This is a genomic window from Phenylobacterium sp. (genome assembly GCF_036963605.1).
Classification (GTDB): Bacteria; Pseudomonadota; Alphaproteobacteria; order Caulobacterales; family Caulobacteraceae; genus Phenylobacterium.
Genome location: NZ_JBALUY010000003.1, coordinates 1 through 21,929 on the forward strand (window position 1 = coordinate 1; position 21,929 = coordinate 21,929).

Here is a 21,929-nt window from a genome sequence, read left to right on the forward strand (position 1 = left end):
CTGTTCGAGGATATCCTGCGGGCGCTGAAGCGCCGGGGCGTGCCCGTGGCCGGCGCCGACCGGCTGGCGCTGTCGGAACACATCATCTTCGATGATTTGCTGGCCGTGGCGCGCTTCGTGCTGTTCCCGCAGGACGAGCTGAACCTGGCGGCCCTGTTGAAGAGCCCCTTCTGCGGCCTGGACGACGAGGCCCTCTACGGCCTGGCCAAACCCCGCAAGCCCGGCGACCTGTGGAACGCCCTGCAGGCCCGCGCCGCTGAGCGCCCCGACTGGGGCCACGCGCTCGCCTTCCTGAACGCCGCCCAAAACGAGGCGCGGACGCGGCGGCCGTTCGAATTCTATGGCCGGCTGCTCACCCTGCGGGACGAGGCCGGCGCCTCCATGCGCCAGCGGATCGTGCGCAGGCTGGGGACCGAGGCCGAGGACGCCCTGGACGAGTTCCTGGCCCAGGCCCAGGCCGCCGAACAGCGGGGCCTCTGCGACCTGGAGGGCCTGGCCGACGCGCTGGCCGGCCTCAACATCACCGTCAAGCGCGAGATGGAGGCGGCCCGCAACGAGGTCCGCGTCATGACCGCCCACGGCGCCAAGGGGCTGGAGGCGCCCATCGTCTTCCTGCCCGAGACGACGCTCTCGGGCCTGGGCCGCGGCTCGCCGCTCCTGGAGACCGAGGACGGCGGCTTCCTCTGGTGTCCGTCCAAGACGCTGGACTGCGCGGCCTCGACGGCGGCGCGGGACTTGCGCGCCCGCAAGGACGAGGAGGAGGCCTATCGCCTGCTCTATGTGGCGCTCACCCGCGCCCGCGACCGGCTGGTGATCTGCGGCCGAATCGCCGCCAAGGCCAAGGAAGAGAACCTGAAGGGCTGGTGGGCCGCCATCCAGGCCGGCTTCGCCCACGAGATGGTCGGCCCCCACCTGCGCACCGCCGCCTGCGGCCAGGTGGAGGCGAGGCGGTTCGGCGAGGACCCGCAGGTGCTGGGCCGAGGCGCCGCGCCCAGCGAAACCACCGCCCCCTTGCCCGAATGGGCGCGGGCCGACGCCGCCGTCGATCCCCTGGCCCGCTTCGCCTCGCCGTCGGACCTGGGCGAAGCCGAGGAGATCCTGGCCCCCTCGCCCCTGGCCCGGGTCGGGGGGCTTGGCCGATTCCGCCGGGGCGAGCTGATCCACCGGCTGTTGCAGATCCTGCCCGACCTGCCCCTGGCCGAGCGCGACGCCGCGGCCGCCGCCATCCTCGCCCGCGAGCCGGACCTGACCGAGGACCAGCGGGCCGAGATGGCCGGCGCGGCGCTGGCCGTCCTGGCCGATCCCCAGTTCGCCGAGGTCTTCGCCGCCGACGGCCGGGCCGAGGTGGCCATCGCCGGGACCGCCGCGGCCCTGCCGCCGGGCCTGCAGATCTCCGGCCGCATCGACCGCCTGGTGGTGCGCCCCGACCGCGTGCTGGTGGCCGACTTCAAGACCAACCGCCCCTCGCCCGCCGCCATCGAGGACGCCGATCCGGCCTATATCCGCCAGATGGCCGTCTATGCCGCGGTGCTGGCCGAGGTCTTCCCCGGCCGGGCCATCGAAGCCGCCCTGGTCTGGACCGATGGTCCGAAGCTGATGGCGGTTCCAGAATTCCTGATGGCCCAGGCCCTGGCTGAACTCCGGTCGAGGAGTTGATCGTCCGCCCTCAGGGCCTTACATCGCTGATCAAGAGGCGGCCGGCGCGCGTTGTGGCCGGAGTCGCAAAAGGAGCTTCCCATGAGCACCGTCACCGTCACCGACGACTCCTTCGAGAAAGACGTGCTGCAGGCGCAAGGCCCGGTCCTGGTGGACTTCTGGGCCGAGTGGTGCGGCCCCTGCAAGCAGATCGCCCCGGCGCTGGAGCAGATCGCCAGCGACCTGGCCGGCCAGGTCACCATCGCCAAGCTGAACATCGAAGACAGCCCGACCACCCCCTCACGCTACGGCGTGCGCGGCATCCCGACCATGATGCTGTTCAAGGACGGCCAGATGTCGTCCATGAAGGTCGGCGCCATGCCCAAGCAGAAGATCCTCGAATGGCTCTCCGAAGCGGGTGTGCAACCGGCGGCGTGAGGCGGTCGGGCTGAGGCCTTCAGAGATTGCAGAAGGGTCGGCGAAAGCCGGCCCTTTTTCGTGGCCGCGCCGTTATTACTCCGGCGGCTCCTCCAGCCAATCGGTGATCAGGCGATCGAATTCGGCCTTATCGCCATAGCCGCAGGCCGACCTCTCGACGCCCGGCGGCGCCGGGACCAGGCGGGTCTTGAGAACGGCCGGATGGGCCGGGTGCGCGGGCTTGGTCAGGGTGTAGACCGCCCTCGCCGCGTCGTCCGCGTGCAGGCTGAACAGCGGATTTCCGCCCGGCAGCGAGGACGGCGCCTCAGGCGACCGCTCGACCCCGGCGCGCAGAGCCTCATAGCCCGCCGCGCAATCGAGCTCCGCGCCGTATTGATGCGCCGCCCCCAGCAGAACCGCCGCCACGAGTCCGATCATCCGCACCTCCGGTCTGGAACTCAGGCGAGCGATAGCACGGCGCTCGCATCGGCGCATCCTACGCTGGCATCGCTTGAGCAAGACAACTCCAGATCGGCAAGACGCGATCCGGGCGCTCTCTCTCTAGCCCCGCAAGCGCCGAGACCCTGTGGCGCGGCGAGCCGTTCCTCGGCTATGTCGCCCTGGGCGCCTGGGGCTTCACCGCCCCCTGGCCGGCTGCGCCGAGCCCGTCCGCCTGGTGGAGCGCCGGGGCATTGTCGACGGCGTCCAGACCCGCAACCTCCTCGCCCCCGACCTCGGCCGCGTCCTCATCCTTTTCACCCCCGACGCAGACCTAGAGTTCTTCGAAATCTGGCGAGGCGAGGGCCTGACCCACGACCTGGCCGCGGCGGCGTTTTGTTGATGTGCGGTGGTGCCTGAGCAAGGTCGCGGCAGGCCCAAGCAGGATGCCGTCGATTCGCTCTCTAAGTCGGCGGCGTGAGGCGGTCGGGCTGGGGCTAGAACAGCGCCTCGCCGACGTTGAACACGTTGGCGTAGGCGTCGTGATCATCGATCTCGATGGTGACCCGGTATACGCCATCCTCCAGCTTAACTTTCGAGATCCAGCTGCCGCCATTGTCTGGACGTGCAGCTAACTGGTCGTAGGTCTGGTCGAAGACGGCGAAGCCAGTTCCCGTGCGTACCTGGACCCTTACTTTCAGCTTCGCTTGGTCGTAGCGAGGATTAATGCTGAATGTGATGCCTTCCGGCGAGGCATAAACCTTTTCAACAAAGGCGAACCGTTTTTCGAAGACCCTGCCGTCATCTGAGGTGACGATTTTAGGCCGCAGCAAGCGAGCAGCCGGCCCGGCCAGATGGATTAGGGTGTCGCGCTCGGCTTCCGAGCGACAGATGACCCACTTGAGGTGTTGCTCTAGTATTAGAGGGGACTGGCAGAGCACCTCGGCCGCCCGATGGTTGACTATCGACATATCATGAGATGTTCCGCCCTCATGATATGTCTTGGCGAAGTTGATCGTGGCGAAGAACGCATCATCGTCGCCATCGAGTGCGTCTCCGTTCTGCATATTGATGTTCGAGAACCGCGTGCTCGGCATGGTCAGGATCGACCTAGCGTCCAACGCGAACATAACCAAGACCGGGGCATGGGCGTTCGGACCGTACCGACATTCATTTGGCCGACGAATGCCCTCAATATGATACTGTGTGGGTGTCCGGGGCCGAAAATAGAGCCGCGAGAACTCGTGCGCTCGGTCGCGATTTTCGATCACCCCCGCAGCGGCTACGTCCAATGGACGATCGCCCTCGGTGTGCCTGCGCGAGCGGATTTCGCCGGTCTGGATGATTCCTACTGCGTTATAGATCGGGGCATGGTGGAATAACATCGACGGCCAATGCACCCGGTGCGGATAGTAGGGTTTGCCTAGCTCCGCTTGCCAATGGGCGATATGGGCGTCCGCAGCTTGCGCGGTCAGCCCCATGCCATCTCCTGCTGTTCGCCGGAGATCGGCGTTGCCGTGGTCGGATGCCGCCTCAGTTCAAGCGCGATCTCAGCGTTCCCCCGATGACCCTTCTGGATTTCCAGAGCGCGCACCTGTGGCAGAAAGCTTAGCAGGGAAAGAACCATCGGTCCGCTCGTTGTGTCGGACCAGCCCGCGTCCCGGGTTGTAACCAAACCGGCGCTCAGACTTAACCAGATGCCTCGCAGAGCCTCCATCTCTAGCTCTGAACTTCGGTCTTCAGTGCTCAAGCGCAAGGCGGACTCATTGAGGCTAGCGCAGAACTGCCGCCGCGAGTTCATCATCTCGAAGCGACCGTCGGACACTTCGATGATCCTACTCACTTGCTCTAGAAAATCCTCAAACACGAGGAGCGGAGCGGCGGAACCAGTATGCTCGACGACATCCGCCTCTCGGTGCTCAGGCAGGCCGATCTCTTTCTCGTAGTCATGGATAAAGATGTCGATCGGCAAAGGTGCCAAGTATCGCTCCATCATTGGGCGAACCTCGTCCCAATCCAGACCGCCGTTACCGCAGCCGAGACGTGGGAACGAGATCGAGGTGATGCCTCGTGCTTCGTATGACTCGACAAACTTCTTCAGTCCTAGCTCAACCCACTCGATCCGCGAGGGGTTACGCCAGTGAATCTTGGTCGGAAAGTTTAGGACCGCGTGGTCCTCACCTTGCCAAAGCCAGAGCTTGCCCGGCTGCAGCAACTTGTCATCGCAGAGGCGCTTGTAGGGCGCGAACATCGCAGGGTAGCGCTCGCGAAAGGCCTTCGCGATGCCTTTGCCCATGACACCAACGCAGTTCACCGTATTGACCAGCGTCTGGGCTGGAGAATCCATCACACTGGTTCGACGGTAGGTCAGCATGAAGTGTACTCGCTTAAGATTCCTAGCCACCCTCTCATATAGGCGGAGTCGCCGTCCATCTCACATACATGGCCTTTGCGAGCCAATCCTCTTAGGGCGTAGGCCTAAAGGGCTGGCGGAGTTAGGTCATGCGGCATGAGACCAGACTCGGCCTCACGGCACCGCCCGTCCCAGCCCCCACTTGCACACGCCCCCCATTCCGCGCACGACTCCGGCCCAAACACAGCCCCCCGGGAGGAGCCGACCATGAAGACCCGCATCACTGACCTGCTCGGCGTCGAGCATCCGATCGTGCAGGGGGGCATGCACTATGTGGGCTTCGCCGAGATGGCGGCGGCGGTGTCCAATGCGGGCGGGCTTGGCATCATCACCGGCCTGACCCAGGGGACGCCCGAGAAGCTGTCCGCCGAGATCGAACGGTGCCGGAGGATGACCGACAAGCCGTTCGGGGTGAACCTGACCTTCCTGCCCTCGGTCACGCCGCCGGACTATCCGGGCTTTGTCGAGGCGATCGTCAAGTCCGGCGTCAAGGTCGTCGAGACGGCGGGCAACAATCCGCAGAAGTACCTGCCGGCCCTGAAAGAGGCGGGCATCAAGGTGATCCACAAGTGCACCGCCGTGCGCCATGCGGTGAAGGCCCAGGCCATCGGCTGCGACGCGGTCAGCGTCGACGGCTTTGAGTGCGGCGGCCATCCGGGCGAGGACGACGTGCCGAACTTCATCCTGCTGCCCCGGGCGGCCGAGGAGCTGGAGATTCCGTTCCTGGCCTCGGGCGGCATGGCCGATGGGCGCTCGCTGGCCGCGGCGCTTTGCCTCGGCGCGGACGGGATCAATATGGGCACCCGCTTCATCGCCACCCAGGAAGCGCCGGTGCACCCCAATGTGAAGCAGGCCCTGGTGGACGCCAGCGAGCTGGACACCCGGCTGATCATGCGGCCCCTGCGCAATACCGAGCGCGTGCTGAACAATGCGGGCGTCGAGCGCCTGCTGGCCAAGGAGAAGGAGATGGGATCGGCCATCACCTTCGCCGACATCGCGCCGGAAGTCGCCGGCGTCTATCCGGCCATCATGCGCGACGGGGAGATGGACGCCGGCGGCTGGTCCTGCGGCATGGTCGCAGGCCTGATCCACGACATCCCGACGGTGAAGGATCTGATCGACAAGATCATGGCCGACGCCGAGGCCATCCTGCGCAAGCGCGTGGGGCAGTTCGAGCTGGCCTAAGAGGCGGCCGGCTTCTGGGCCGCCCATTCCAGCAGCGAGTCCAGGGCCGGGCACATGGCCTGGCCCCATTCGGTAAGGCGGTATTCCACCTTGGGCGGCACCTGGGCGTAGATCTGGCGCTCGACGATGCCGTCGCGCTCCAGGTCCCGCAGCTGCTGGATCAGCATCTTCTGCGAGACGCCGGGGATGGCGCGCTCCAGCTCGGAGAACCGCAGCACCTGGCGGTCGAAGAGGTGGAAGATGATCACCATCTTCCATCGACCCTCCAGCATGCGGAAGGCCGTCTCGACCCCCGTGGCCGCCAGGTCCGGCGTGACGTCGGCTAACTTACCTGTAGGTGAGTACCCTACGATTTTGTCGGTTCTTGCCATGGTGTCTGTATAGCGCCAGATCGGAGGTATCGCCACACCCCAGAGGCCCGACGACCATGATCAGACTTCCCGCCCCCATCGCCCGCTACTTCGCCGCCGCAGACGCCGATGACGCCGAGGCGCTGGCCGCCGGTTTCGCGCCTGACGCGCACGTCCGCGACGAACGGCGCGACCACCATGGCCGAGACGCCGTGCGCGCCTGGGCGGCCGAGGCCCGAGCGCTCTACAGCTTCCGCGCCGAGCCGCGCAGCTTCGAGCCCACGGCCGATGGCGGCGTGGTGACCGCCCATGTGACGGGGACCTTCCCCGGCGGCCGCGCCGACCTGCGCTACGCCTTCCGCCTGGCCGGCGACCTGATCCAGACCCTGGAGATCACGCCGCGGCCCGCAAGCGCCGAATTCACCGGCCGCCGGGTGCTGGTGACCGGCGGCACGCAAGGGGTGGGCGCGGCGGTGGCCGACCGGCTGGCGAGCTCCGGGGCCACGGTCTTCCGCGCCGCGCGAAGCCGGCCGGCGGAGCTTGCCCAGCCGGACCTGTTCCACGGCGTCGATCTCGCCGATCCGGGCGGGGCGGCGGAGCTTTCGCGGGTTGTCCTGGAGCGGCTCGGCGGCGTGGACGTCATCGTCCACAATCTCGGCGGCTCGACCACGCCGGGCGGCGGGTTTGCGGCGCTGACCGAGGACCATTGGGTGAATGAACTGAACCTCAACCTGCTCTCGGCCGTGCGGCTGGACCGGGCGCTGGCGCCGGCCATGCTGGACCAGGGCTATGGGGTGATCGTGCACGTCACCTCCATCCAGCGCCGCCTGCCGCTCTACGAGTCCACCCTGGCCTACGCCTCGGCTAAGGCGGCGCTCGGCGCCTACAGCAAGGCCCTGTCCAACGAGCTGGGGCCCAAGGGCGTGCGCGTGCTCAGCGTGGCGCCGGGGTTCACCGAGACGGAAGCCGCCACGCGGATGATCGAGCGGCTGGCGGCCAGCGAAGGCGGCGATGTGGAGACCGCCCGCCAGAACCTGATGCGGGCGCTCGGCGACATCCCCATCGGCCGGCCCAATAAGCCGGACGAGGTCGCAGACCTGATCGCCTTCCTGGCCAGCGACCGCGCCGCCACCATCCATGGGACCGAGGTCGTCATCGACGGCGGCACGGTGCCGACGGTCTGAGCCTGGGCGGCTTATGCGGTTGCCGTCCTTCGCAAAGCGATCAGGGCTGCTGGTCGACTCGAATGCGGCGGAGGAAGGCCTCGATGATCCGGCTGAATTTCGTGGGATCATCAAAGGCCCGGGCGGCGAGCATGGCGCCATAGACCGCCGCAAGGAAGGCGTCCGCTTCGGCCGCCGGGGTGTCCTCCAGGCGCATGGAGCCTTGCACGACGCCAAGCGTCAGGACCCGCTCGACCCACTGTCCGAGGTCGGAGAAGTGGCCCCGCACCGCCACGCCGACCTCGGGGGGCAACCCGGGAAGTTCCGCGGCGAGGACACCGGCCAGGCAGAAGGGCGCCTCCTGGTCCAGGATGCAGCGCTCCCAGTAGCCGGTATAGGCATATAGCTGCGCCACGGCGCCCGGCGTTCCGGTCTCCAGGGCCGCGATCTGCGCCCGGATGGCCGCGCGTCCCTGCTCGACCACGGCGACGGCGAGATCGACCTTTGAGGGGAAGTGATGGTGGATACTCGCCTTGCGAATGCCGAGCTTGGCCGCAAGGTCGGCGTAGCTGAAGCCGTTATAGCCACGGTTGATGATCAACCGCTTGGCCTCCTCGACCAGCCTGTCCGCCGTCTCGCCCACCGATCACCTCACCCTACCTGCCAGTCGGTCGATCTAGGTCGCGCCTTGGCCCGGCGCAAGAGTCAGCCCGCGAGGGCCGAATCCTGGTTTCGGCGAGCCTTCACGCTGAGCCAGATCGCCGAAACCAGGAAGTAGAACGCGCCGAAGCCCGCATAGGGGGCGATCACGGCGGCGGCTGGCGCAGTCACGGCGCCCGCCATCTTCAAGAAAAACGCTCCGGCGAGAACCGACTGAGCGCCGCTGAGGACCATCGCCCACTGCCCGCCGGACCTCCAGCGACCGACGCCGGTGGCGAGCTGGAAGCCGCCGGAGAGAACGGCCCAGACGCCGAAGACGGCGAGAACCGGAAAGGCCTGGGCGAGCAGCGCCGCGGCGACGGCCAGGGTGGTCAGGCTGCTGACGGCGATGTTGAGGGTCTGACTGGGATTTACGCGCAGGCCCCCGGCCCTGGTGGCGTCCAGATAGTTCGCCGCGGCGTCCCAGGCCGGATAGAGCACCAGCAGGACGGCGCCGATCAGCGGCGTCGCCTGGCCGACCGTCACGGCCAGGGCGATCCAGGCGACCGACACCGCCGCTCGCGTGAAATAGTAGGTCTGCAACCAAGTCGCCTGAGGGCGAGGCGACGGGACGTGGCGTGAGGACTGAGGCACGAAGGTTCTCCTGAGAAGGGTGACCTACCTACTGATAGGTAGAATGGTCGTCAAGCCGCTATCGGCTTGCCCCATCCTCATCCGGGCACGGGCGACGATGGCGTACGGCTCGGATATTCGGGATTTTGCGCCGCCAAGGCGTGCCGGAACCGGCCGTCGCCATAGCCAGTTATCCGACGGCAAGGAGCGTCCATGGCTGATTCCGACACCCCGCCCCCCTCGTCCGCCCGCCCTGGCCCCGAGCGCGAGTCTCCCGGACGCGATCCCGCCGGCTCGGAGGACGTGGACGCCCGCGTCCGCCAGCAACGTCGGCACATTGAGGGGCTGGACGGCCGAGACCCCCTGCGCCCCGGCATCGACGACTAGATCCAGGCTTAAGCCTTGTCCCGGCGCACGCGGCCGCTGCTCCGTATTTTGATCTTCCCACAACCAGGGCATGATGGGCGGGAACCGGGCGTCCTGGCGTCCGCTGACCTGCGAGCGCCCGATGACGGAACACCGCATCTACAAGACCAGCTTCGCCAGCGTTTATCCGCTCTATGTCGCCAAGGCCGAGCGCAAGGGGCGCACCCGGGCCGAGGTCGACCAGATCATCCTCTGGCTCACCGGCTTCAGCCCCGAGGCCTTCGAGGCCCAGCTGGCCGATCAGTCGGACTTCCGGACGTTTTTCGCTGAGGCCCCGGCGCTCAACCCGGCGCGAACCAGCATCAAGGGCGTGATCTGTGGCGTGCGCGTCGAGGAGATCGAAGATCCGCTGATGCGGGAGATCCGCTACCTGGACAAGCTCATCGACGAGCTGGCCCGGGGCAAGGCGATGGACAAGATCCTGCGGGGCTGAACCTCATGCTGACCGGATCATGCGATTGCGGGCAAAGCGGCTGGACGCTGGAGGGGGACCCCGGCCCGGTCACCGCCTGCAACTGCACGCTGTGCCGCCGCTATGGGACCCTCTGGGCCTATGACTATGAGGGCGAACGGATCGCAATCAGCGGGCCGACCGCGTCCTACAGCCGCGCTGGCAAGGAAGACCCGTCCCTGGAAATCCTGTTCTGCCCCGCCTGCGCCGGGGTGCTCGCCTGGCGCGGCCTGCGCCCCAGGGCCGATGGTCGGCGTCGGATGGCGGTCAATGTGCGACTGGCGCCGGCCGAAGCGGTGGCGCATCTGCCGGTCCGCCAGTTCGACGGCCTCGACACCTTTGAAGACCTGCCGTCCACGGGGCGGTGCGTCCGCGATGTCTGGGCCTAGCGCCCGATCAGGCGCCGTCAGGGATCAGGGTCACCGTCACCTCGGCCGGATAGGACCACATCGCGCCGGATATCCCGTCGACGGCGTAGCCGATAGGCGACTGCACCCGGGAGCGGGATGAGAAGGACGAGGGGACCTGGACCGTCACGGGCCGGAACCCGGGGCGGTCGCAGCGCACGGTCAGGGGGCTTCGCGCCCGCTCGACCTGCGCGCGCCCCGGCGTGGCGAGCCTGGCGAGCACCTCGCCCCGGTCGTCGGTGACGACACATTGCGCACCCTGGACGCCCGGCGTGGCGATGGCGATCTCCTGACGCGTGCCCTGGGTCAGGGTCGCACACCCCGCCGCCAGCAGGACAAGGGACGCAGACAGCAGCGACTTGATCATGGGATCCTCGACGGGGCGCCAGGCGCAGCCGCCCGCACGCCCCGCCTTCTAGGCGACCGGACCGGCGGCGGGGAATGTCCGAAACTGCGGAAAACCTGCGTAATCCTCCGCGCCGCCGGGGCGGGCGGCCGGAGACTCGGACCCGTGGGTCCAAACGCCCGGCCGCCCCGCCGCCTCAGACCTGGGCCAGGCCGCCGTCGACGAAGACCTCGCCGCCGGTCATGAAGCTGCTGTCGGACGAGGCCAGGAAGGCGGCCACCGCCCCGGTCTCGGCCGGATCGCCCATCCGCCCCAGCACGGTGGAGGCGCCCATGGCCGCCAGGCCTTCGTCGCCCAGCACCTCCCGCGCCAGCTCGGTGGTGGTCGGCCCCGGCGACAGAACGTTGACGCGGATGCCGGTCCCCTTCAGGTCCAGGGCCCAGGTGCGCGCCAGGTTGCGCACCGCCGCCTTGCTGGCGCTGTAGATGCTGAAGGCCGGCGTCCCCATCACGCCCGTGGTCGAGCCGGTGAGGATGATCGACCCGCCCGCCCCCATCAGCGGCAGGGCCTTCTGCACCGTGAAGATCACGCCCTTCACATTGATATCGAAGGTCTGTTCGTACTGCTCGGGCGTCAGTTCGCCCAGCGGCGCAAACGAACCCGTGCCGGCATTGGCCAGCAGGATGTCGAGCCCGCCGCGTTCGGCCTTCACGGTCTCATAAAGCCGGTCGAGGTCGGCGAGATCGGTCACCGAGCCCTGAACGGCTCGCGCCGGAGGCCCCAACTCGGCCACGGCGTCGTCCAGCTGCCCCTGCCGTCGCCCGAAGAGGTAGACGAAGGCGCCTTCCTCGACGAACCGCCGGGCGGCGCCCAGTCCGATGCCGCTCGCCCCGCCGGTGATCACGGCGGTCTTGCCCTGAAGTCTGTTCACAATGTGCTCCTTGATTAAGGTTGCACAGAGCTGGCTTGGCGCCCACCTATCGACAAGTATGCACCTTTTGGTAAGTACCTAAAAATGTCCCACGATTCCTCGATCCCGAGCTGCACCCCGACCCTGCCCGGCTTCACCTGCGGCCTCGACGCGACCCTGCGGGTGATCGCCGGCAAGTGGAAGCCGCTGATCCTCTACTTCCTCGCGCAAGGGGGACCCACCCGCTATGGCGAGCTCCGCCGGGCCGTGCGTGACGCCAGCGACAAGATGCTGATCCAGCAGCTCAAGGAGCTGGAGGCCGACGATCTGATCAAGCGGACCGACCACAAGGAGGTGCCGCCGCGGGTGGACTACAGCCTCACCCCGCTCGGCCTCAGCCTGGCCCACGCCCTCGTACCCCTCTGTACGTGGGGCACGGAAAACATGGCCGAAGTCACCCGCGTCTTCGCCCAAAGGGCGGCCGCGCGGGGGTGAGCCTCAGCGGCCCTCGGCGTCGACGACGATGGTCACTGTCTTGCCCCGGGACAGGGGCTCCCAGCCGGCGCCGATCGCTGAGGCGATGGCCCGGGCCACCAGCTCGGTTCCGATCTGCGAGGGCTGGAGCTGAGGGGCGCCGTACTTGGGCTGGCGACCGGGGGGAAACTCCACCACCGCTTCGCGCTGGCCCTCCTGGTGGCGCACGGCGATCGCCATGCCGCGCCAGCCGGCCGTGTCGCTGGACCACTGGGGCTGGCGCTGGATGCGCCAGACATAGGCCTCCCCCTCGACCTTGATCTCGAACTCGGGATTCTGGTTGGTTTTCGCCATGGCAGGCCCTTAGCCCGGCAAGCCTGTCTCGGCCACCCCTCGCCACCTGCCTGAAGAATGCGCCGCGGCTTCTCCACTGCGTCCGGCCTTCTTGGCCGTCTAGCCCCGCAACCCCGCCATCAGCACGCTGATCAACCGCCGGGCACTGGCCTCCCAGTCGGGCTGCTCATAGCCGTAGCTGAAGCCGACCATGGCCCGGAACAGGTCCTGCGGCCCGATGTCGGGGCGCACCGCGCCGGCGGCGACAGCGGCCTCCAGCAGGCGGTTCATGGCCTCGCTCACCGCCGCCCCGCCGCTGGCATAGGCCAAGGCGCCCTCGCCGGCCGAGGCCTGCAGGGCCGGCGCGATCACCCGCTTGGTCGCCATATAGTCCACCAGCAGGTGCAGCCAGGCCTCCAGCGCGGCGCCGGCCGGGCGCTCGGCCAGCAGGCTCGCCGCCGAGGCCGCCAGTTGCTCCACCTCCCGCCGATAGACCGCCGCCAGCAGAGCGTCGCGGCTGGGGAAGTGGCGATAGAGGGTGCCGATCCCCACGCCTGCGCGGCGGGCGATGTCCTCCAGGGGCGTCTCCGCGCCGCTGGCGGCGAAGGCGGCCTTGGCCGCCGCCAGCAGTTGCTCGCGGTTGCGTTGGCTATCGGCCCGCAGCTTTCGTGGCTTTTCCAGCGGCTCGCTCAATGATGTCCCCTTGAAAACGGAGGAAGCCTCCGCATATTACCGGAGGTCGCCTCCGTTTAATATGGGCGGGCGGCCCCCTGAACACGATCCCTTCCTAACGGAGAATAAGTCCATGAGCGGACAATTTGGAGCTGCCTCCACCACCGACGAGGTCCTGGCCGGCCACGACCTGTCGGGCCAGCGAGTGCTGGTCACCGGCGTTTCAGCAGGCCTTGGGGTAGAGACCGCCCGGGTCCTGGCCGCCCGCGGCGCCCATGTGGTCGGCGCCGCCCGCGACCTGGCCAAGGCCGAGCGCGCCACCGCCGACGTCCGCGCCCAGGCCGCGAACGGTGGCCGGCTGGAGCTGGTCGAGCTCGATCTCGCCAGCCTGGCCAGCGTGCGGGCCTGCGCTGAGGCCCTCCTGGCCAAGGGCGAGGCTTTCGACGTGATCATCGCCAACGCCGGCGTCATGGCCGCCCCCTTCGGCCACACCGCCGACGGGTTCGAAACCCAGTTCGGGACGAACCATCTGGGACATTTCGTGCTGATCAACCGGCTGGCGCCCCTGCTGCTGGCCGGCGCGCGGGTGGTGGTGCTGTCATCGGCCGGGCACCGCTATTCAAACGTCGACCTGGACGATCCCAACTTCGAGACGACGGAATACACGCCCTTCGGCGCCTATGGCCGCTCAAAGACCGCCAACGCCCTGTTCGCCGTCGGATTTGACCAGCGCCACCGGAGCCGCGGCGTACGCGCCACGGCCGTCCACCCGGGCGGCATCCGCACTGAGCTGGGCCGCCACATGACCCAGGAAACCATGGACGCCCTGGTCGAGGAGCTGAACCGCAACGCCCCGGCCGGCGAGGTGGGATTCGAGTGGAAGACGATCCCGCAGGGCGCGGCGACGACGGTATGGGCCGGCTTCGTCGCGCCGGCCGACTCGGTCGGCGGCCGCTATTGCGAGGACTGCCATGTGGCGCAGGTAAAGGACGGCGGCCTCGCCGTCCGCGACGGGGTGCGGCCCTACGCCGTCGATCCCGCCAACGCCGCGGCCCTCTGGGCCAAGAGCGAGGAAATGGTCGGCGAAACCTTCTGAAGCCTGGCCGGCCCCTGCGGGGGCCGCCGGCCGTGACCCATTTGCGGGCCACGGCCGGCGATAGGAAGCGCCGCGCCGACTGGGGACCTGGAACGCCGCACCGCGCCAGCGGTCCGCGGGCTCATACCCCTCAGCGGGGCCAGGTCTCAGGGTCCATGGCCAGGACCTCGCCGGCGAAGTGCAGGCCGCCGCAGATCAGCACGTGAGGCGCTGGACCTTCGACCGAAAGCGCCGCGACCAGGGCGGCCGTGACGTCGGAGGCGGTCTGCGCCGCGAGGCCCGCCGCCCGGGCGGCCGCAGCGATCTCCTCGGCCGGGGCGGCGTTGGGGGAGTCGAAGCTGGTGGCCACGACGCGGGGGGCGAGGTCGGCGAAGGGAGCGAAGAAGCCCTGGGCGTCCTTGCGGGCGAACATGGCGCTGACCAAAACTACGGGCCGCGGGTCCCGGGCGGTCAGCCGCGCCACGGCCTGGGCCAGAGCCGCGCCGGCATGGGGATTATGGCCGCCATCGAGCCAGAGATCGGCCCCGCGTTCCTGGGCCATCCGGCCCAGCGCGCCCCCACGCAGGCGCTGGAACCGGGCGGGCCAGACCGTAGTCGCCAGCCCCCGGGCCATGGCGTCTTCATCGATGCGGGCCTCATTCAGGGCCAGCAGGGCGGCGACCGCCAAGCCCGCATTGTCGAACTGATGGGGTCCAAACAGGGCCGGCGGCGGCAGATCCAACAGCCGCTCGCCCGTCTGCACCAGCAGGCGCCCGCCGGCCTCCCAGGCGTCGAAGTCCCGGCCCATCAGGGTGAGCGGCGCGGCGAGCTGCGCCGCCTCGGCCTCGATGGCGGCCAGGGCCTCGTCCATCTGGCGGGCGACCACCACGGGGCGGCCGGCCTTGATGACGCCCGCCTTCTCCCAGGCGATCTTGGACAGTTCCGGCCCCAGCATCTCAAGGTGATCATAGTCCACCGGGGTGATCACGCTGAGCGCCGGCGCCTCGAAGATGTTGGTGGCGTCGAACCGGCCGCCCAGGCCGACCTCGATCAGGCAGAGGTCGGCCGGCGTCTGGGCGAAGGCCTGCAGGGCCAGGACCGTCGTGATCTCGAAGAAGCTGATCGGCTCGCCGGCGTTGGCCGCCTCGATTTCGGCGATCAGGGCCTCCAGCCGATCATCGGTGATCAGGTCGCCGGCCACCCGGATGCGTTCAGCGAACCGCACCAGATGCGGCGAGGTCAGGGCGTGGACCCTCAAGCCCGCGGCCTCGGCCATGGCGCGCATATAGGCCACCGTCGAGCCCTTGCCGTTGGTGCCGGCCACATGGATCACCGGCGGCAGCCGACGTTCGGGATGATCCAGGGCGGCCAGCAGGCGCTCGACCCGGCCGGTGGTCAGGTCGATCAGGCTGGGATGATTGGCGCGCAGGCGGGCGATCACCGCGTCTGAGGCCCGGATCGGATCATACATGGGCGAGGGCTCGCGCGGCGGGGCCTTGGGGGAGGACAGCTTTGAAGAGGATCAGGCGGCTGTTGAGCGGGCGCGTCCCATCATCAGGGTGGTGAGGATCGAGGCGAGCATGGCCGGCAGGTCCGGGCGGCTGACCACCCGGTCGACCATGCCCCGCTCAGCCAGGAACTCCGAACGCTGGAAGCCCGGGGGCAGGATCTCGCGGATGGTCTGCTCGATCACGCGGCGCCCGGAAAAGGCGATCATCGCATTGGGCTCGGCCAGGTGCACATCGCCCAGCATGGCGTAGGAGGCGGTGACGCCGCCGGAGGTGGGGTCCGTCAGCACGACGATATAGGGCAGGCCCGCGGCGCGCAGCTCGTTCACCGCCAGCGTCGTGCGAGCCATCTGCATCAGGGAGAGCGTCCCCTCCTGCATCCGCGCCCCGCCCGAGGCGGTGAAGATGACGAAGGGGCATTGGCGGGCGATCGCCTCATGGGCGGCCTTGATGAAGGTCTCGCCGGCCGCCATGCCGAGCGATCCGCCCATGAAGGCGAAGTCCTGCACGACGACCACGGTTTCCAGGCCGCCGATCTTGCCGACGCCGATGGCCATGGCGTCCTGTTCGCCGGTGGCCTTGCGGGCCGCCTTCAGACGCTCGCCATAGGGCCGGTCGTCGGGGAATTTCAGCGGGTCTTCGACCACCTGCGGGGTGGAGATCTTTTCGAACGCGCCATCATCGAAGGTGATGGTCAGACGGTCCTTGGCGCCTATGCGCATGTGGTGGCCCGATGGCGTCACCCACAGGGCGGCCTCCAGGTCGGGGCGATAGATCATCTCCCCGCTGTCGGGGCACTTGACCCACAGGTTCTCCGGCGTTTCGCGCTTGACGAAGGCGTTGCGGATGCCGGGCGCGATCCGCGACAGCCAGCCGCCCTGGGTCCCCTGGGGACGTGCAGGCGGGCGGGCGGGTTTTTCGTTCTTCGGGTCTGCCATGAATTCGATCTAGGCCGGGAGGGAGGTTCTGGCCCGGCGCACAGCCTCGGCCAGGGCGCGGACTTTGGAAAGAACACGCGCGGTCACGTCTTCGTTCATGGCCAGGGCCTCGGCCACCTCGTCCACCAGGGCCGAGCCGACCACCGCGGCGTCGGCCACCTGGGCGATGGCGCCGGCCCGCTCAGGCGTGCGGATACCGAAACCCACCGCCACCGGCAGGCCCGAGGCGGCGCGGATGCGGGCCACGGCCGGGCGCACGGCCTCGGCGTCAGCCTCCTTGGCGCCGGTCACCCCGGTCACCGAGACATAGTAGACGAAGCCCGACGTTCGCCGCAGCACCACCGGCAGGCGCTTGTCGTCCGTGGTCGGCGTGGCGAGACGGATCAGGGAGATGTCGGCGGCGTCCAGGGCGTCGGCCAGGGGATCGGCCTCCTCCGGCGGACAGTCGACGATGATCAGGCCATCGATCCCGGCCTTGGCCGCGGCCTGGGCGAAGGCCTCGAACCCCCAGGTCACCAGCGGGTTCAGATAGCCCATCATGATCAGCGGCGTGACATCGTCGCCCTGGCGGAATTCCGCGGCCAGGTCGAGCACGCCCTTCAGGGTCATGCCGTCCTTCAGGGCGCGCTGGGCGGCCTTCTGGATCGGCGGCCCCTCGGCCATGGGATCGGAGAAGGGGAAGCCCAGCTCGATCAGGTCGGCCCCGGCCGCGGGCAGGCCCTTGAGGATCTGGAGCGCGGTGGCGCGGTCGGGATCGCCGGCCATCACATAGGCGACGAAGGCGGCTCGGTCCTGCGCCTTCAGGGCGGCGAAGCGGGCCTCGATACGGGATTTCGTCAAATCGTGCGTCCCAGGTGGTCGGCCACGGTGGCCACGTCCTTGTCGCCCCGGCCCGACAGGTTCATCACCACGATCCCGCCCTTGCCGACCTCGCGGGCGATATCGGGCAGACGGGCGATGGCGTGCGAGGATTCCAGGGCCGGGATGATGCCCTCCAGCTCGGCGCAGAGCTTGAAGGCGTCCAGCGCCTCGATGTCGGTGGCGGTGAGATACTGCGCCCGGCCCACATCGTGCAGCCAGGAATGCTCAGGGCCGATACCTGGATAGTCGAGGCCAGCCGAGATGGAGTGGGCCTCGGTGATCTGGCCCTCGGCGTCCTGCAGCAGATAGGTCTTGTTGCCATGGAGCACGCCGGGGCGGCCGCCGTTGATGGCCGCGGCGTGCCGGTCGGTGCCCATGCCGTCGCCGGCAGCCTCGACCCCGATGATCCGCACCGACTCGTCGTTCAGGAAGGGGTGGAAGGTGCCGATGGCGTTGGAGCCGCCGCCGACGCAGGCGACCACGGCTTCGGGCAGGCGGCCTTCGGCCTCCAGGATCTGGTCGCGGATCTCGCGGCCCATGATCGCCTGGAAGTCGCGGACCATCATCGGATAGGGGTGCGGGCCGGCCGCCGAGCCGATCAGGTAGTAGGTGTCCTCCACATTCGTGACCCAGTCGCGGAGGGCCTCGTTCATGGCGTCCTTGAGCGTCGAGGCGCCGCTGGTCACTGGCGTGACCTCGGCGCCCAGCAGGTTCATGCGGAACACATTGGGCTTCTGCCGCTCCACATCGACGGCGCCCATATAGACCACGCACGGCAGGCCGAAGCGGGCGCAGACCGTGGCCGTGGCGACCCCGTGCTGGCCAGCGCCGGTCTCGGCGATGATACGGGTCTTGCCCATCTTCCGGGCGAGCAGGATCTGGCCGATGCAGTTGTTGATCTTGTGCGCGCCGGTGTGGTTCAGGTCCTCGCGCTTGAAATAGATCTTCGCCCCGCCGAAATGCTCGGTCAGGCGCTCGGCGAAATAGAGCGGCGAGGGGCGGCCCACATAGTGGGTCAGCAGGCCCGACAGCTCCGCCTGGAAGGCTGTATCTTCCTTGGTGGCCAGATAGGCGGCCTCCAGGTCCAGAACCAGCGGCATCAGCGTCTCAGCCACATAGCGGCCGCCGAACTGGCCAAAGCGGCCCTGGGCGTCCGGATAGGCGGCGAAGTCGTTGGGCGTGGCGGGCGGAGTGGGGGCGTTCACAGGTCGGCGCGTCCTTGCAAAATGCTCGTCATGCGCGGCGCACGGCGTCCAGGAACGCCGTGATCAAGGCCGGGTCCTTTAGTCCGGGACCGCGTTCCACGCCAGAGGAAACGTCCGCCGCAGGCGCGCCGGACAGGGCGATGGCCTCGGCCACATTCCAGGGATCAAGGCCCCCGGCCAGGAACCAGGGGCGGGCGAAACGGCGGCCGATCATCAGGCTCCAGTCGAAGCGTGAGCCAGTGCCGCCGGGGATAACGGAGTCTTGCGGGGGCTTGGCGTCGAACATCAGGTGGTCGGCCGCGCCCTCGTAGCGGGCGGCGGCGTCCAGGTCGGACGCGCTGGAGATCGACATGGCCTTGATGGTCTTGGCGCCGATTCGCACCCCCACGGCCCGCACCCGTTCGGCGGGCTCCTTGCCGTGCAGCTGGATGAGGTCAGGGTTGAGCGCGGTTTCGATCCGGTCGAGCAGGGCGTCGGAAGGATCGACGGTCACCGCCACGATCTGGGCCCGGCCCCGGGCCGGCTCGGCCAGGCGGGCGGCGTCCGCCAAGTCGATATTGCGCGGGCTCTTGTCGAAGAAGACGAAGCCGAGATAGGCCGCCCCGCCGTCCAGGGCGGCGCTGACCGCCTGCGGCGTCGACAGGCCGCAGATCTTGGTGGCGATGCGGGGAGGGCTCATGGTCCCGTGGATTAGGGGATGGCGGGGCCTTAGGGCAAGCGGCCTGGCGCCTCAGGCCTTGGGCGCGCCGCTGCTCTGAGCGCCATTCTGGGCCTTGAGCTGGTCGCGGATCTCCATCAGCAGCACCTCGGTGGCGGTCGGCTGTGGCTTGGCCTCTGGAGGCTGTTCGGCCTCCTTGCGGCGCATGGAATTGACCAGCTTGACCAGCATGAAGACGGCCCAGGCGACGATGACGAACTGGATCACCGTGTTGATGAAGGCGCCATACTGGATGGCCACCTGCTCGATGGCGTCGGTCGTGGGGTCCTCGGGTCGGAGCACCCATTTGAGCCGGGAAAAGTCGATGCCGCCGGTCATCAGGCCGATGGGCGGCATGATGATCTGGTCGACCAGGCTTTTGACGATGGAATTGAACGAGGCGCCGATGATCACGCCCACGGCGAGGTCGATGACATTGCCGCGGGAAATGAATTCGCGAAATTCGGAGACGATACTCAAGGCCGGGACTCCTCCGGGCGGATCATAACAGACGGGCGCCTCAGGCCGCCGCCCTAGTCAGCGTTCAGCCGCTCGCGCAGTTCCTTGCCGCTCTTGAAGAAGGGCACGTGCTTGGCGCGGACGTCCACCGGCTCGCCGGTGCGGGGATTGCGGCCCGACCGGGCGTCGCGGGCGCGCACCGAAAGGGCGCCAAACCCCCGCAGCTCGACACGGCCGCCCTCTTCCAGGGCGACAATCATCCGCTCCAGGATCACGCCCACGACGCGCTCGATATCGCGCTGCGTCAGATGGGGGTTTTCCTCGGCCAGGCGGGCGATCAGTTCAGATTTGATCATGGGTCTTTTTCGCTCTTTCGGCGGCCGCGACCATGGGCGAGTCCCTGGGGATGATCAAGGCTCGATCCGGTCAAGCTTCGCCGCAAGCCCCGGCTCGCCCAGGAAATCGACCAAGAAAAAGGCCCTGCCCGGAATGCCGGACAGGGCCTCATTCAGCCTACGAGAGACGAAGGACGCTTAGTCCTTGCCGCCCTTTTCGCGCAGGGCCGCACCCAGGATGTCGCCCAGGGAGGCGCCGGAGTCCGACGAGCCGAACTGCTCGATGGCTTCCTTTTCCTCAGCCATTTCCAGGGCCTTGATCGACAGGGACAGGCGACGAGCCGCCTTGTCGACATTGGCCACCTGGGCGTCGACGCGGTCGCCCACGGCGAAGCGCTCGGGGCGCTGGTCGGCCCGGTCGCGCGACAGGTCGGACTTGCGGATGAAGGCCGTCATCGGGGCTTCTTCATCGCCCAGACGCACTTCGATGCCGCCGGTGGTGACCTCGGTGACCGTGACGGTCACGGTCTGGCCCTTGCGGTAGGAATCGCCAGCCATCGGGTCGCCGGCCAGTTGCTTGATGCCGAGCGAGATACGCTCCTTCTCGACGTCGACGTCCAGGACCTGGGCCTTGACCATCTCGCCCTTCTGGTAGCGCGTGATGACTTCCTCGCCGGGCGCGGTCCAGTCCAGGTCGGACAGGTGGACCATGCCGTCGATGTCGTTCTCCAGGCCGATGAACAGACCAAACTCCGTGGCGTTCTTGACCTCGCCCTCGACGGTCGAACCGACCGGGTGGGTTTCGAGGAAGGCGTCCCAAGGATTGGCCATGGCCTGCTTCAGACCCAGCGACACGCGACGCTTGGACGGATCGACGTCCAGGACGACGACTTCGACTTCCTGGCTGGTGGAGACGATCTTGCCCGGATGGACGTTCTTCTTGGTCCAGGACATTTCCGACACGTGGACCAGGCCCTCGACCCCGGCTTCCAGCTCCACGAAGGCGCCGTAGTCGGTGATGTTGGTGATCCGGCCGGTGAACTTCGCGCCGACGGGATACTTGGCTTCCACGCCGTCCCAGGGGTCGGACTGGAGCTGCTTCATGCCCAGCGAGATGCGCTGGGTGTCGGGGTTGATCTTGACGATCTGCACCTTGACCGTGTCGCCCACCGCCAGCACCTGGCTCGGATGGTTGACGCGCTTCCAGCTCATGTCGGTGACGTGCAGCAGGCCGTCGATGCCGCCCAGGTCCACGAACGCGCCGTAATCAGTGATGTTCTTGACCACGCCTTCGCGGACTTCGCCTTCCTGCAGCTGGGCCACCAGCTCGGTGCGCTGTTCGGCGCGGGCTTCTTCCAGGATGGCGCGACGCGACACGACGATGTTGCCGCGGGGACGGTCCATCTTGAGGATGGCGAAGGGCTGTTCCTTGCCCATCAGCGGGCCGACATCGCGCACGGGGCGGATATCGACCTGGCTGCCCGGCAGGAAGGCCGAGGCGCCGCCGAGATCGACGGTGAAGCCGCCCTTCACGCGGCCGACGATGGAGCCCATGACCGGCTCGTTCAGCGCATAGACGCCTTCCAGACGGGTCCAGGCCTCTTCGCGACGGGCCTTGTCGCGGCTGATGACCGCCTCGCCCATGGCGTTTTCGACGCGCTCAAGGAAGACCTCGACGGTGTCGCCGACCTTCAGGGTCAGGGTGCCGTCGTCCTGGGTGAACTCCTTCATCAGGACACGGCCCTCGGTCTTGAGGCCCACATCGATGATGGCGAAGTCCTTCTCGACGCCCACCACCTGGCCCTTGACCACGGTGCCTTCCATGAAGTCACGGCCGCCAAGCGACTCGTCGAGGAGGGCGGCGAAGTCGTCGCGGGAGGGGGAGAGGCTCATATCGTCAGCCATAGTGTTCTTTCGTTCGAATTGACGTCGGGCGCCTGGCCGCGCACGGTCCAAGGA

28 protein-coding genes are annotated in these 21,929 nt (G+C 68.2%); 10 read left to right on the forward strand and 18 right to left on the reverse strand.

Annotated elements, in window-relative coordinates; all coding sequences use genetic code 11:
* Positions 1–1,656 (forward strand): UvrD-helicase domain-containing protein (locus V7702_RS01140; RefSeq protein WP_335648306.1); only part of this gene is annotated, 1,656 nt, incomplete at its 5' end.
* 81 nt (positions 1,657–1,737) lie between these two features.
* Complete coding sequence (gene trxA / locus V7702_RS01145) at positions 1,738–2,073, forward strand: thioredoxin (protein WP_335648307.1); 336 nt, start codon at positions 1,738–1,740, stop codon at positions 2,071–2,073.
* A 75-nt stretch (positions 2,074–2,148) separates the two neighbouring features.
* Here the strand turns inward: trxA and V7702_RS01150 are convergent, their stop codons facing one another.
* Positions 2,149–2,490, reverse strand: coding sequence for a hypothetical protein (locus V7702_RS01150; RefSeq protein ID WP_335648308.1), 342 nt, complete (start codon positions 2,488–2,490; stop codon positions 2,149–2,151).
* 148 nt (positions 2,491–2,638) lie between these two features.
* Between V7702_RS01150 and V7702_RS01155 the strand changes: the two genes are divergently transcribed.
* Positions 2,639–2,893 (forward strand): hypothetical protein, encoded by a 255-nt coding sequence (locus V7702_RS01155; protein ID WP_335648309.1) that lies wholly within the window; start codon positions 2,639–2,641, stop codon positions 2,891–2,893.
* Positions 2,894–2,987: 94 nt separating this feature from the next.
* Here the strand turns inward: V7702_RS01155 and V7702_RS01160 are convergent, their stop codons facing one another.
* The gene (locus V7702_RS01160; RefSeq protein ID WP_335648310.1) at positions 2,988–3,971 is read right to left on the reverse strand and encodes a DarT ssDNA thymidine ADP-ribosyltransferase family protein; all 984 of its coding nucleotides are present in this window, start codon (positions 3,969–3,971) and stop codon (positions 2,988–2,990) included.
* Complete coding sequence (locus V7702_RS01165; protein WP_335648311.1) at positions 3,962–4,864, reverse strand: macro domain-containing protein; 903 nt, start codon at positions 4,862–4,864, stop codon at positions 3,962–3,964. The genes V7702_RS01160 and V7702_RS01165 overlap by 10 nt, the downstream gene beginning before the upstream one ends.
* Before the next feature lie 246 nt (positions 4,865–5,110).
* Here V7702_RS01165 and V7702_RS01170 point away from each other — a divergent pair, with 246 nt between their 5' ends.
* Positions 5,111–6,088 carry an NAD(P)H-dependent flavin oxidoreductase gene (locus V7702_RS01170; RefSeq protein WP_335648312.1) on the forward strand — a complete coding sequence of 326 codons (978 nt, stop codon included), beginning with the start codon at positions 5,111–5,113 and terminating at the stop codon, positions 6,086–6,088.
* On the opposite strand, the gene V7702_RS01175 is transcribed toward V7702_RS01170, so the two are convergent.
* Positions 6,085–6,459 carry a winged helix-turn-helix transcriptional regulator gene (locus V7702_RS01175; RefSeq protein WP_335648313.1) on the reverse strand — a complete coding sequence of 125 codons (375 nt, stop codon included), beginning with the start codon at positions 6,457–6,459 and terminating at the stop codon, positions 6,085–6,087. The two genes, V7702_RS01170 and V7702_RS01175, sit on opposite strands and share 4 nt — an antisense overlap.
* A gap of 56 nt (positions 6,460–6,515) precedes the next feature.
* On the opposite strand from V7702_RS01175, the gene V7702_RS01180 reads away from it, so the two are divergent.
* Positions 6,516–7,622, forward strand: a complete 1,107-nt coding sequence (locus tag V7702_RS01180; protein ID WP_335648314.1) for an oxidoreductase — start codon at positions 6,516–6,518, stop codon at positions 7,620–7,622.
* A gap of 40 nt (positions 7,623–7,662) precedes the next feature.
* Here V7702_RS01180 and V7702_RS01185 read toward each other — a convergent pair whose 3' ends face one another.
* Both V7702_RS01185 and V7702_RS01190 read right to left on the reverse strand, forming a co-directional pair.
* The gene (locus V7702_RS01185) at positions 7,663–8,244 is read right to left on the reverse strand and encodes a TetR/AcrR family transcriptional regulator (protein WP_335648315.1); all 582 of its coding nucleotides are present in this window, start codon (positions 8,242–8,244) and stop codon (positions 7,663–7,665) included.
* 62 nt (positions 8,245–8,306) lie between these two features.
* Positions 8,307–8,843: a DUF308 domain-containing protein gene (locus V7702_RS01190; protein WP_335648316.1), complete on the reverse strand. Its 537-nt coding sequence runs from the start codon at positions 8,841–8,843 to the stop codon at positions 8,307–8,309.
* Positions 8,844–9,086: 243 nt separating this feature from the next.
* On the opposite strand from V7702_RS01190, the gene V7702_RS01195 reads away from it, so the two are divergent.
* The 3 genes from V7702_RS01195 to V7702_RS01205 all read left to right on the forward strand — a co-directional run bounded on the left by V7702_RS01195 (position 9,087) and on the right by V7702_RS01205 (position 10,139).
* Positions 9,087–9,260, forward strand: a complete 174-nt coding sequence (locus V7702_RS01195; RefSeq protein ID WP_335648317.1) for a hypothetical protein — start codon at positions 9,087–9,089, stop codon at positions 9,258–9,260.
* A gap of 121 nt (positions 9,261–9,381) precedes the next feature.
* Positions 9,382–9,732: a DUF2200 domain-containing protein gene (locus tag V7702_RS01200; RefSeq protein WP_335648318.1), complete on the forward strand. Its 351-nt coding sequence runs from the start codon at positions 9,382–9,384 to the stop codon at positions 9,730–9,732.
* Positions 9,733–9,737: 5 nt separating this feature from the next.
* Positions 9,738–10,139 carry a GFA family protein gene (locus V7702_RS01205; RefSeq protein WP_335648319.1) on the forward strand — a complete coding sequence of 134 codons (402 nt, stop codon included), beginning with the start codon at positions 9,738–9,740 and terminating at the stop codon, positions 10,137–10,139.
* Between the two features lie 7 nt (positions 10,140–10,146).
* On the opposite strand, the gene V7702_RS01210 is transcribed toward V7702_RS01205, so the two are convergent.
* Positions 10,147–10,524, reverse strand: a complete 378-nt coding sequence (locus tag V7702_RS01210; RefSeq protein WP_335648320.1) for a hypothetical protein — start codon at positions 10,522–10,524, stop codon at positions 10,147–10,149.
* Positions 10,525–10,699: 175 nt separating this feature from the next.
* Positions 10,700–11,434, reverse strand: a complete 735-nt coding sequence (locus V7702_RS01215) for an SDR family NAD(P)-dependent oxidoreductase (protein ID WP_335648321.1) — start codon at positions 11,432–11,434, stop codon at positions 10,700–10,702.
* A gap of 84 nt (positions 11,435–11,518) precedes the next feature.
* Here V7702_RS01215 and V7702_RS01220 point away from each other — a divergent pair, with 84 nt between their 5' ends.
* The gene (locus V7702_RS01220; protein ID WP_335648322.1) at positions 11,519–11,908 is read left to right on the forward strand and encodes a winged helix-turn-helix transcriptional regulator; all 390 of its coding nucleotides are present in this window, start codon (positions 11,519–11,521) and stop codon (positions 11,906–11,908) included.
* A gap of 3 nt (positions 11,909–11,911) precedes the next feature.
* Here V7702_RS01220 and V7702_RS01225 read toward each other — a convergent pair whose 3' ends face one another.
* Together V7702_RS01225 and V7702_RS01230 are read right to left on the reverse strand one after the other, a co-directional pair.
* Positions 11,912–12,241, reverse strand: coding sequence for a hypothetical protein (locus V7702_RS01225; protein WP_335648323.1), 330 nt, complete (start codon positions 12,239–12,241; stop codon positions 11,912–11,914).
* Positions 12,242–12,340: 99 nt separating this feature from the next.
* Positions 12,341–12,913: a TetR/AcrR family transcriptional regulator gene (locus V7702_RS01230; RefSeq protein WP_335648324.1), complete on the reverse strand. Its 573-nt coding sequence runs from the start codon at positions 12,911–12,913 to the stop codon at positions 12,341–12,343.
* 112 nt (positions 12,914–13,025) lie between these two features.
* Here V7702_RS01230 and V7702_RS01235 point away from each other — a divergent pair, with 112 nt between their 5' ends.
* Positions 13,026–13,988: an SDR family NAD(P)-dependent oxidoreductase gene (locus V7702_RS01235; protein ID WP_335648325.1), complete on the forward strand. Its 963-nt coding sequence runs from the start codon at positions 13,026–13,028 to the stop codon at positions 13,986–13,988.
* 130 nt (positions 13,989–14,118) lie between these two features.
* On the opposite strand, the gene V7702_RS01240 is transcribed toward V7702_RS01235, so the two are convergent.
* From V7702_RS01240 to rpsA, 8 genes are all read right to left on the reverse strand, one after another.
* A complete protein-coding gene (locus V7702_RS01240; protein ID WP_335648326.1) occupies positions 14,119–15,438 on the reverse strand; it encodes a bifunctional folylpolyglutamate synthase/dihydrofolate synthase in 1,320 nt (439 codons plus the stop codon).
* Positions 15,439–15,489: 51 nt separating this feature from the next.
* Entirely contained in the window at positions 15,490–16,413 is a 924-nt protein-coding gene (gene accD, locus V7702_RS01245; RefSeq protein WP_335648327.1) for an acetyl-CoA carboxylase, carboxyltransferase subunit beta, read from the reverse strand.
* A 9-nt stretch (positions 16,414–16,422) separates the two neighbouring features.
* Complete coding sequence (gene trpA, locus V7702_RS01250) at positions 16,423–17,253, reverse strand: tryptophan synthase subunit alpha (protein ID WP_335648328.1); 831 nt, start codon at positions 17,251–17,253, stop codon at positions 16,423–16,425.
* The gene (trpB, locus tag V7702_RS01255) at positions 17,250–18,479 is read right to left on the reverse strand and encodes a tryptophan synthase subunit beta (protein WP_335648329.1); all 1,230 of its coding nucleotides are present in this window, start codon (positions 18,477–18,479) and stop codon (positions 17,250–17,252) included. Before trpB ends, trpA begins: the two co-directional genes overlap by 4 nt.
* A 28-nt stretch (positions 18,480–18,507) precedes the next feature.
* On the reverse strand, positions 18,508–19,158 hold the full coding sequence (locus tag V7702_RS01260) for a phosphoribosylanthranilate isomerase (protein ID WP_335648330.1): 651 nt from the start codon (positions 19,156–19,158) through the stop codon (positions 18,508–18,510).
* 51 nt (positions 19,159–19,209) lie between these two features.
* On the reverse strand, positions 19,210–19,656 hold the full coding sequence (gene mscL, locus V7702_RS01265) for a large-conductance mechanosensitive channel protein MscL (RefSeq protein WP_335648331.1): 447 nt from the start codon (positions 19,654–19,656) through the stop codon (positions 19,210–19,212).
* A gap of 53 nt (positions 19,657–19,709) precedes the next feature.
* On the reverse strand, positions 19,710–19,991 hold the full coding sequence (locus V7702_RS01270) for an integration host factor subunit beta (RefSeq protein ID WP_293411484.1): 282 nt from the start codon (positions 19,989–19,991) through the stop codon (positions 19,710–19,712).
* Between the two features lie 177 nt (positions 19,992–20,168).
* Positions 20,169–21,875: a 30S ribosomal protein S1 gene (gene rpsA / locus V7702_RS01275; protein WP_335648332.1), complete on the reverse strand. Its 1,707-nt coding sequence runs from the start codon at positions 21,873–21,875 to the stop codon at positions 20,169–20,171.
* Between the last annotated feature and the right edge of the window lie 54 nt (positions 21,876–21,929).

Coding starts and splice junctions, on each gene's coding strand:
- V7702_RS01195 (WP_335648317.1), top strand. CDS start 9,087: ATGGCTGATTCCGACACCCCGCCCCCCTCGTCCGCCCGCCCTGGCCCC.
- V7702_RS01235 (WP_335648325.1), top strand. CDS start 13,026: ATGAGCGGACAATTTGGAGCTGCCTCCACCACCGACGAGGTCCTGGCC.
- V7702_RS01220 (WP_335648322.1), top strand. CDS start 11,519: ATGTCCCACGATTCCTCGATCCCGAGCTGCACCCCGACCCTGCCCGGC.
- V7702_RS01260 (WP_335648330.1), bottom strand. CDS start 19,158: ATGAGCCCTCCCCGCATCGCCACCAAGATCTGCGGCCTGTCGACGCCG.
- V7702_RS01180 (WP_335648314.1), top strand. CDS start 6,516: ATGATCAGACTTCCCGCCCCCATCGCCCGCTACTTCGCCGCCGCAGAC.
- V7702_RS01240 (WP_335648326.1), bottom strand. CDS start 15,438: ATGTATGATCCGATCCGGGCCTCAGACGCGGTGATCGCCCGCCTGCGC.
- V7702_RS01165 (WP_335648311.1), bottom strand. CDS start 4,864: ATGCTGACCTACCGTCGAACCAGTGTGATGGATTCTCCAGCCCAGACG.
- V7702_RS01170 (WP_335648312.1), top strand. CDS start 5,111: ATGAAGACCCGCATCACTGACCTGCTCGGCGTCGAGCATCCGATCGTG.
- V7702_RS01150 (WP_335648308.1), bottom strand. CDS start 2,490: ATGATCGGACTCGTGGCGGCGGTTCTGCTGGGGGCGGCGCATCAATAC.
- accD (WP_335648327.1), bottom strand. CDS start 16,413: ATGGCAGACCCGAAGAACGAAAAACCCGCCCGCCCGCCTGCACGTCCC.
- V7702_RS01270 (WP_293411484.1), bottom strand. CDS start 19,991: ATGATCAAATCTGAACTGATCGCCCGCCTGGCCGAGGAAAACCCCCAT.
- V7702_RS01175 (WP_335648313.1), bottom strand. CDS start 6,459: ATGGCAAGAACCGACAAAATCGTAGGGTACTCACCTACAGGTAAGTTA.
- V7702_RS01225 (WP_335648323.1), bottom strand. CDS start 12,241: ATGGCGAAAACCAACCAGAATCCCGAGTTCGAGATCAAGGTCGAGGGG.
- trxA (WP_335648307.1), top strand. CDS start 1,738: ATGAGCACCGTCACCGTCACCGACGACTCCTTCGAGAAAGACGTGCTG.
- V7702_RS01200 (WP_335648318.1), top strand. CDS start 9,382: ATGACGGAACACCGCATCTACAAGACCAGCTTCGCCAGCGTTTATCCG.
- rpsA (WP_335648332.1), bottom strand. CDS start 21,875: ATGGCTGACGATATGAGCCTCTCCCCCTCCCGCGACGACTTCGCCGCC.
- V7702_RS01160 (WP_335648310.1), bottom strand. CDS start 3,971: ATGGGGCTGACCGCGCAAGCTGCGGACGCCCATATCGCCCATTGGCAA.
- V7702_RS01210 (WP_335648320.1), bottom strand. CDS start 10,524: ATGATCAAGTCGCTGCTGTCTGCGTCCCTTGTCCTGCTGGCGGCGGGG.
- V7702_RS01205 (WP_335648319.1), top strand. CDS start 9,738: ATGCTGACCGGATCATGCGATTGCGGGCAAAGCGGCTGGACGCTGGAG.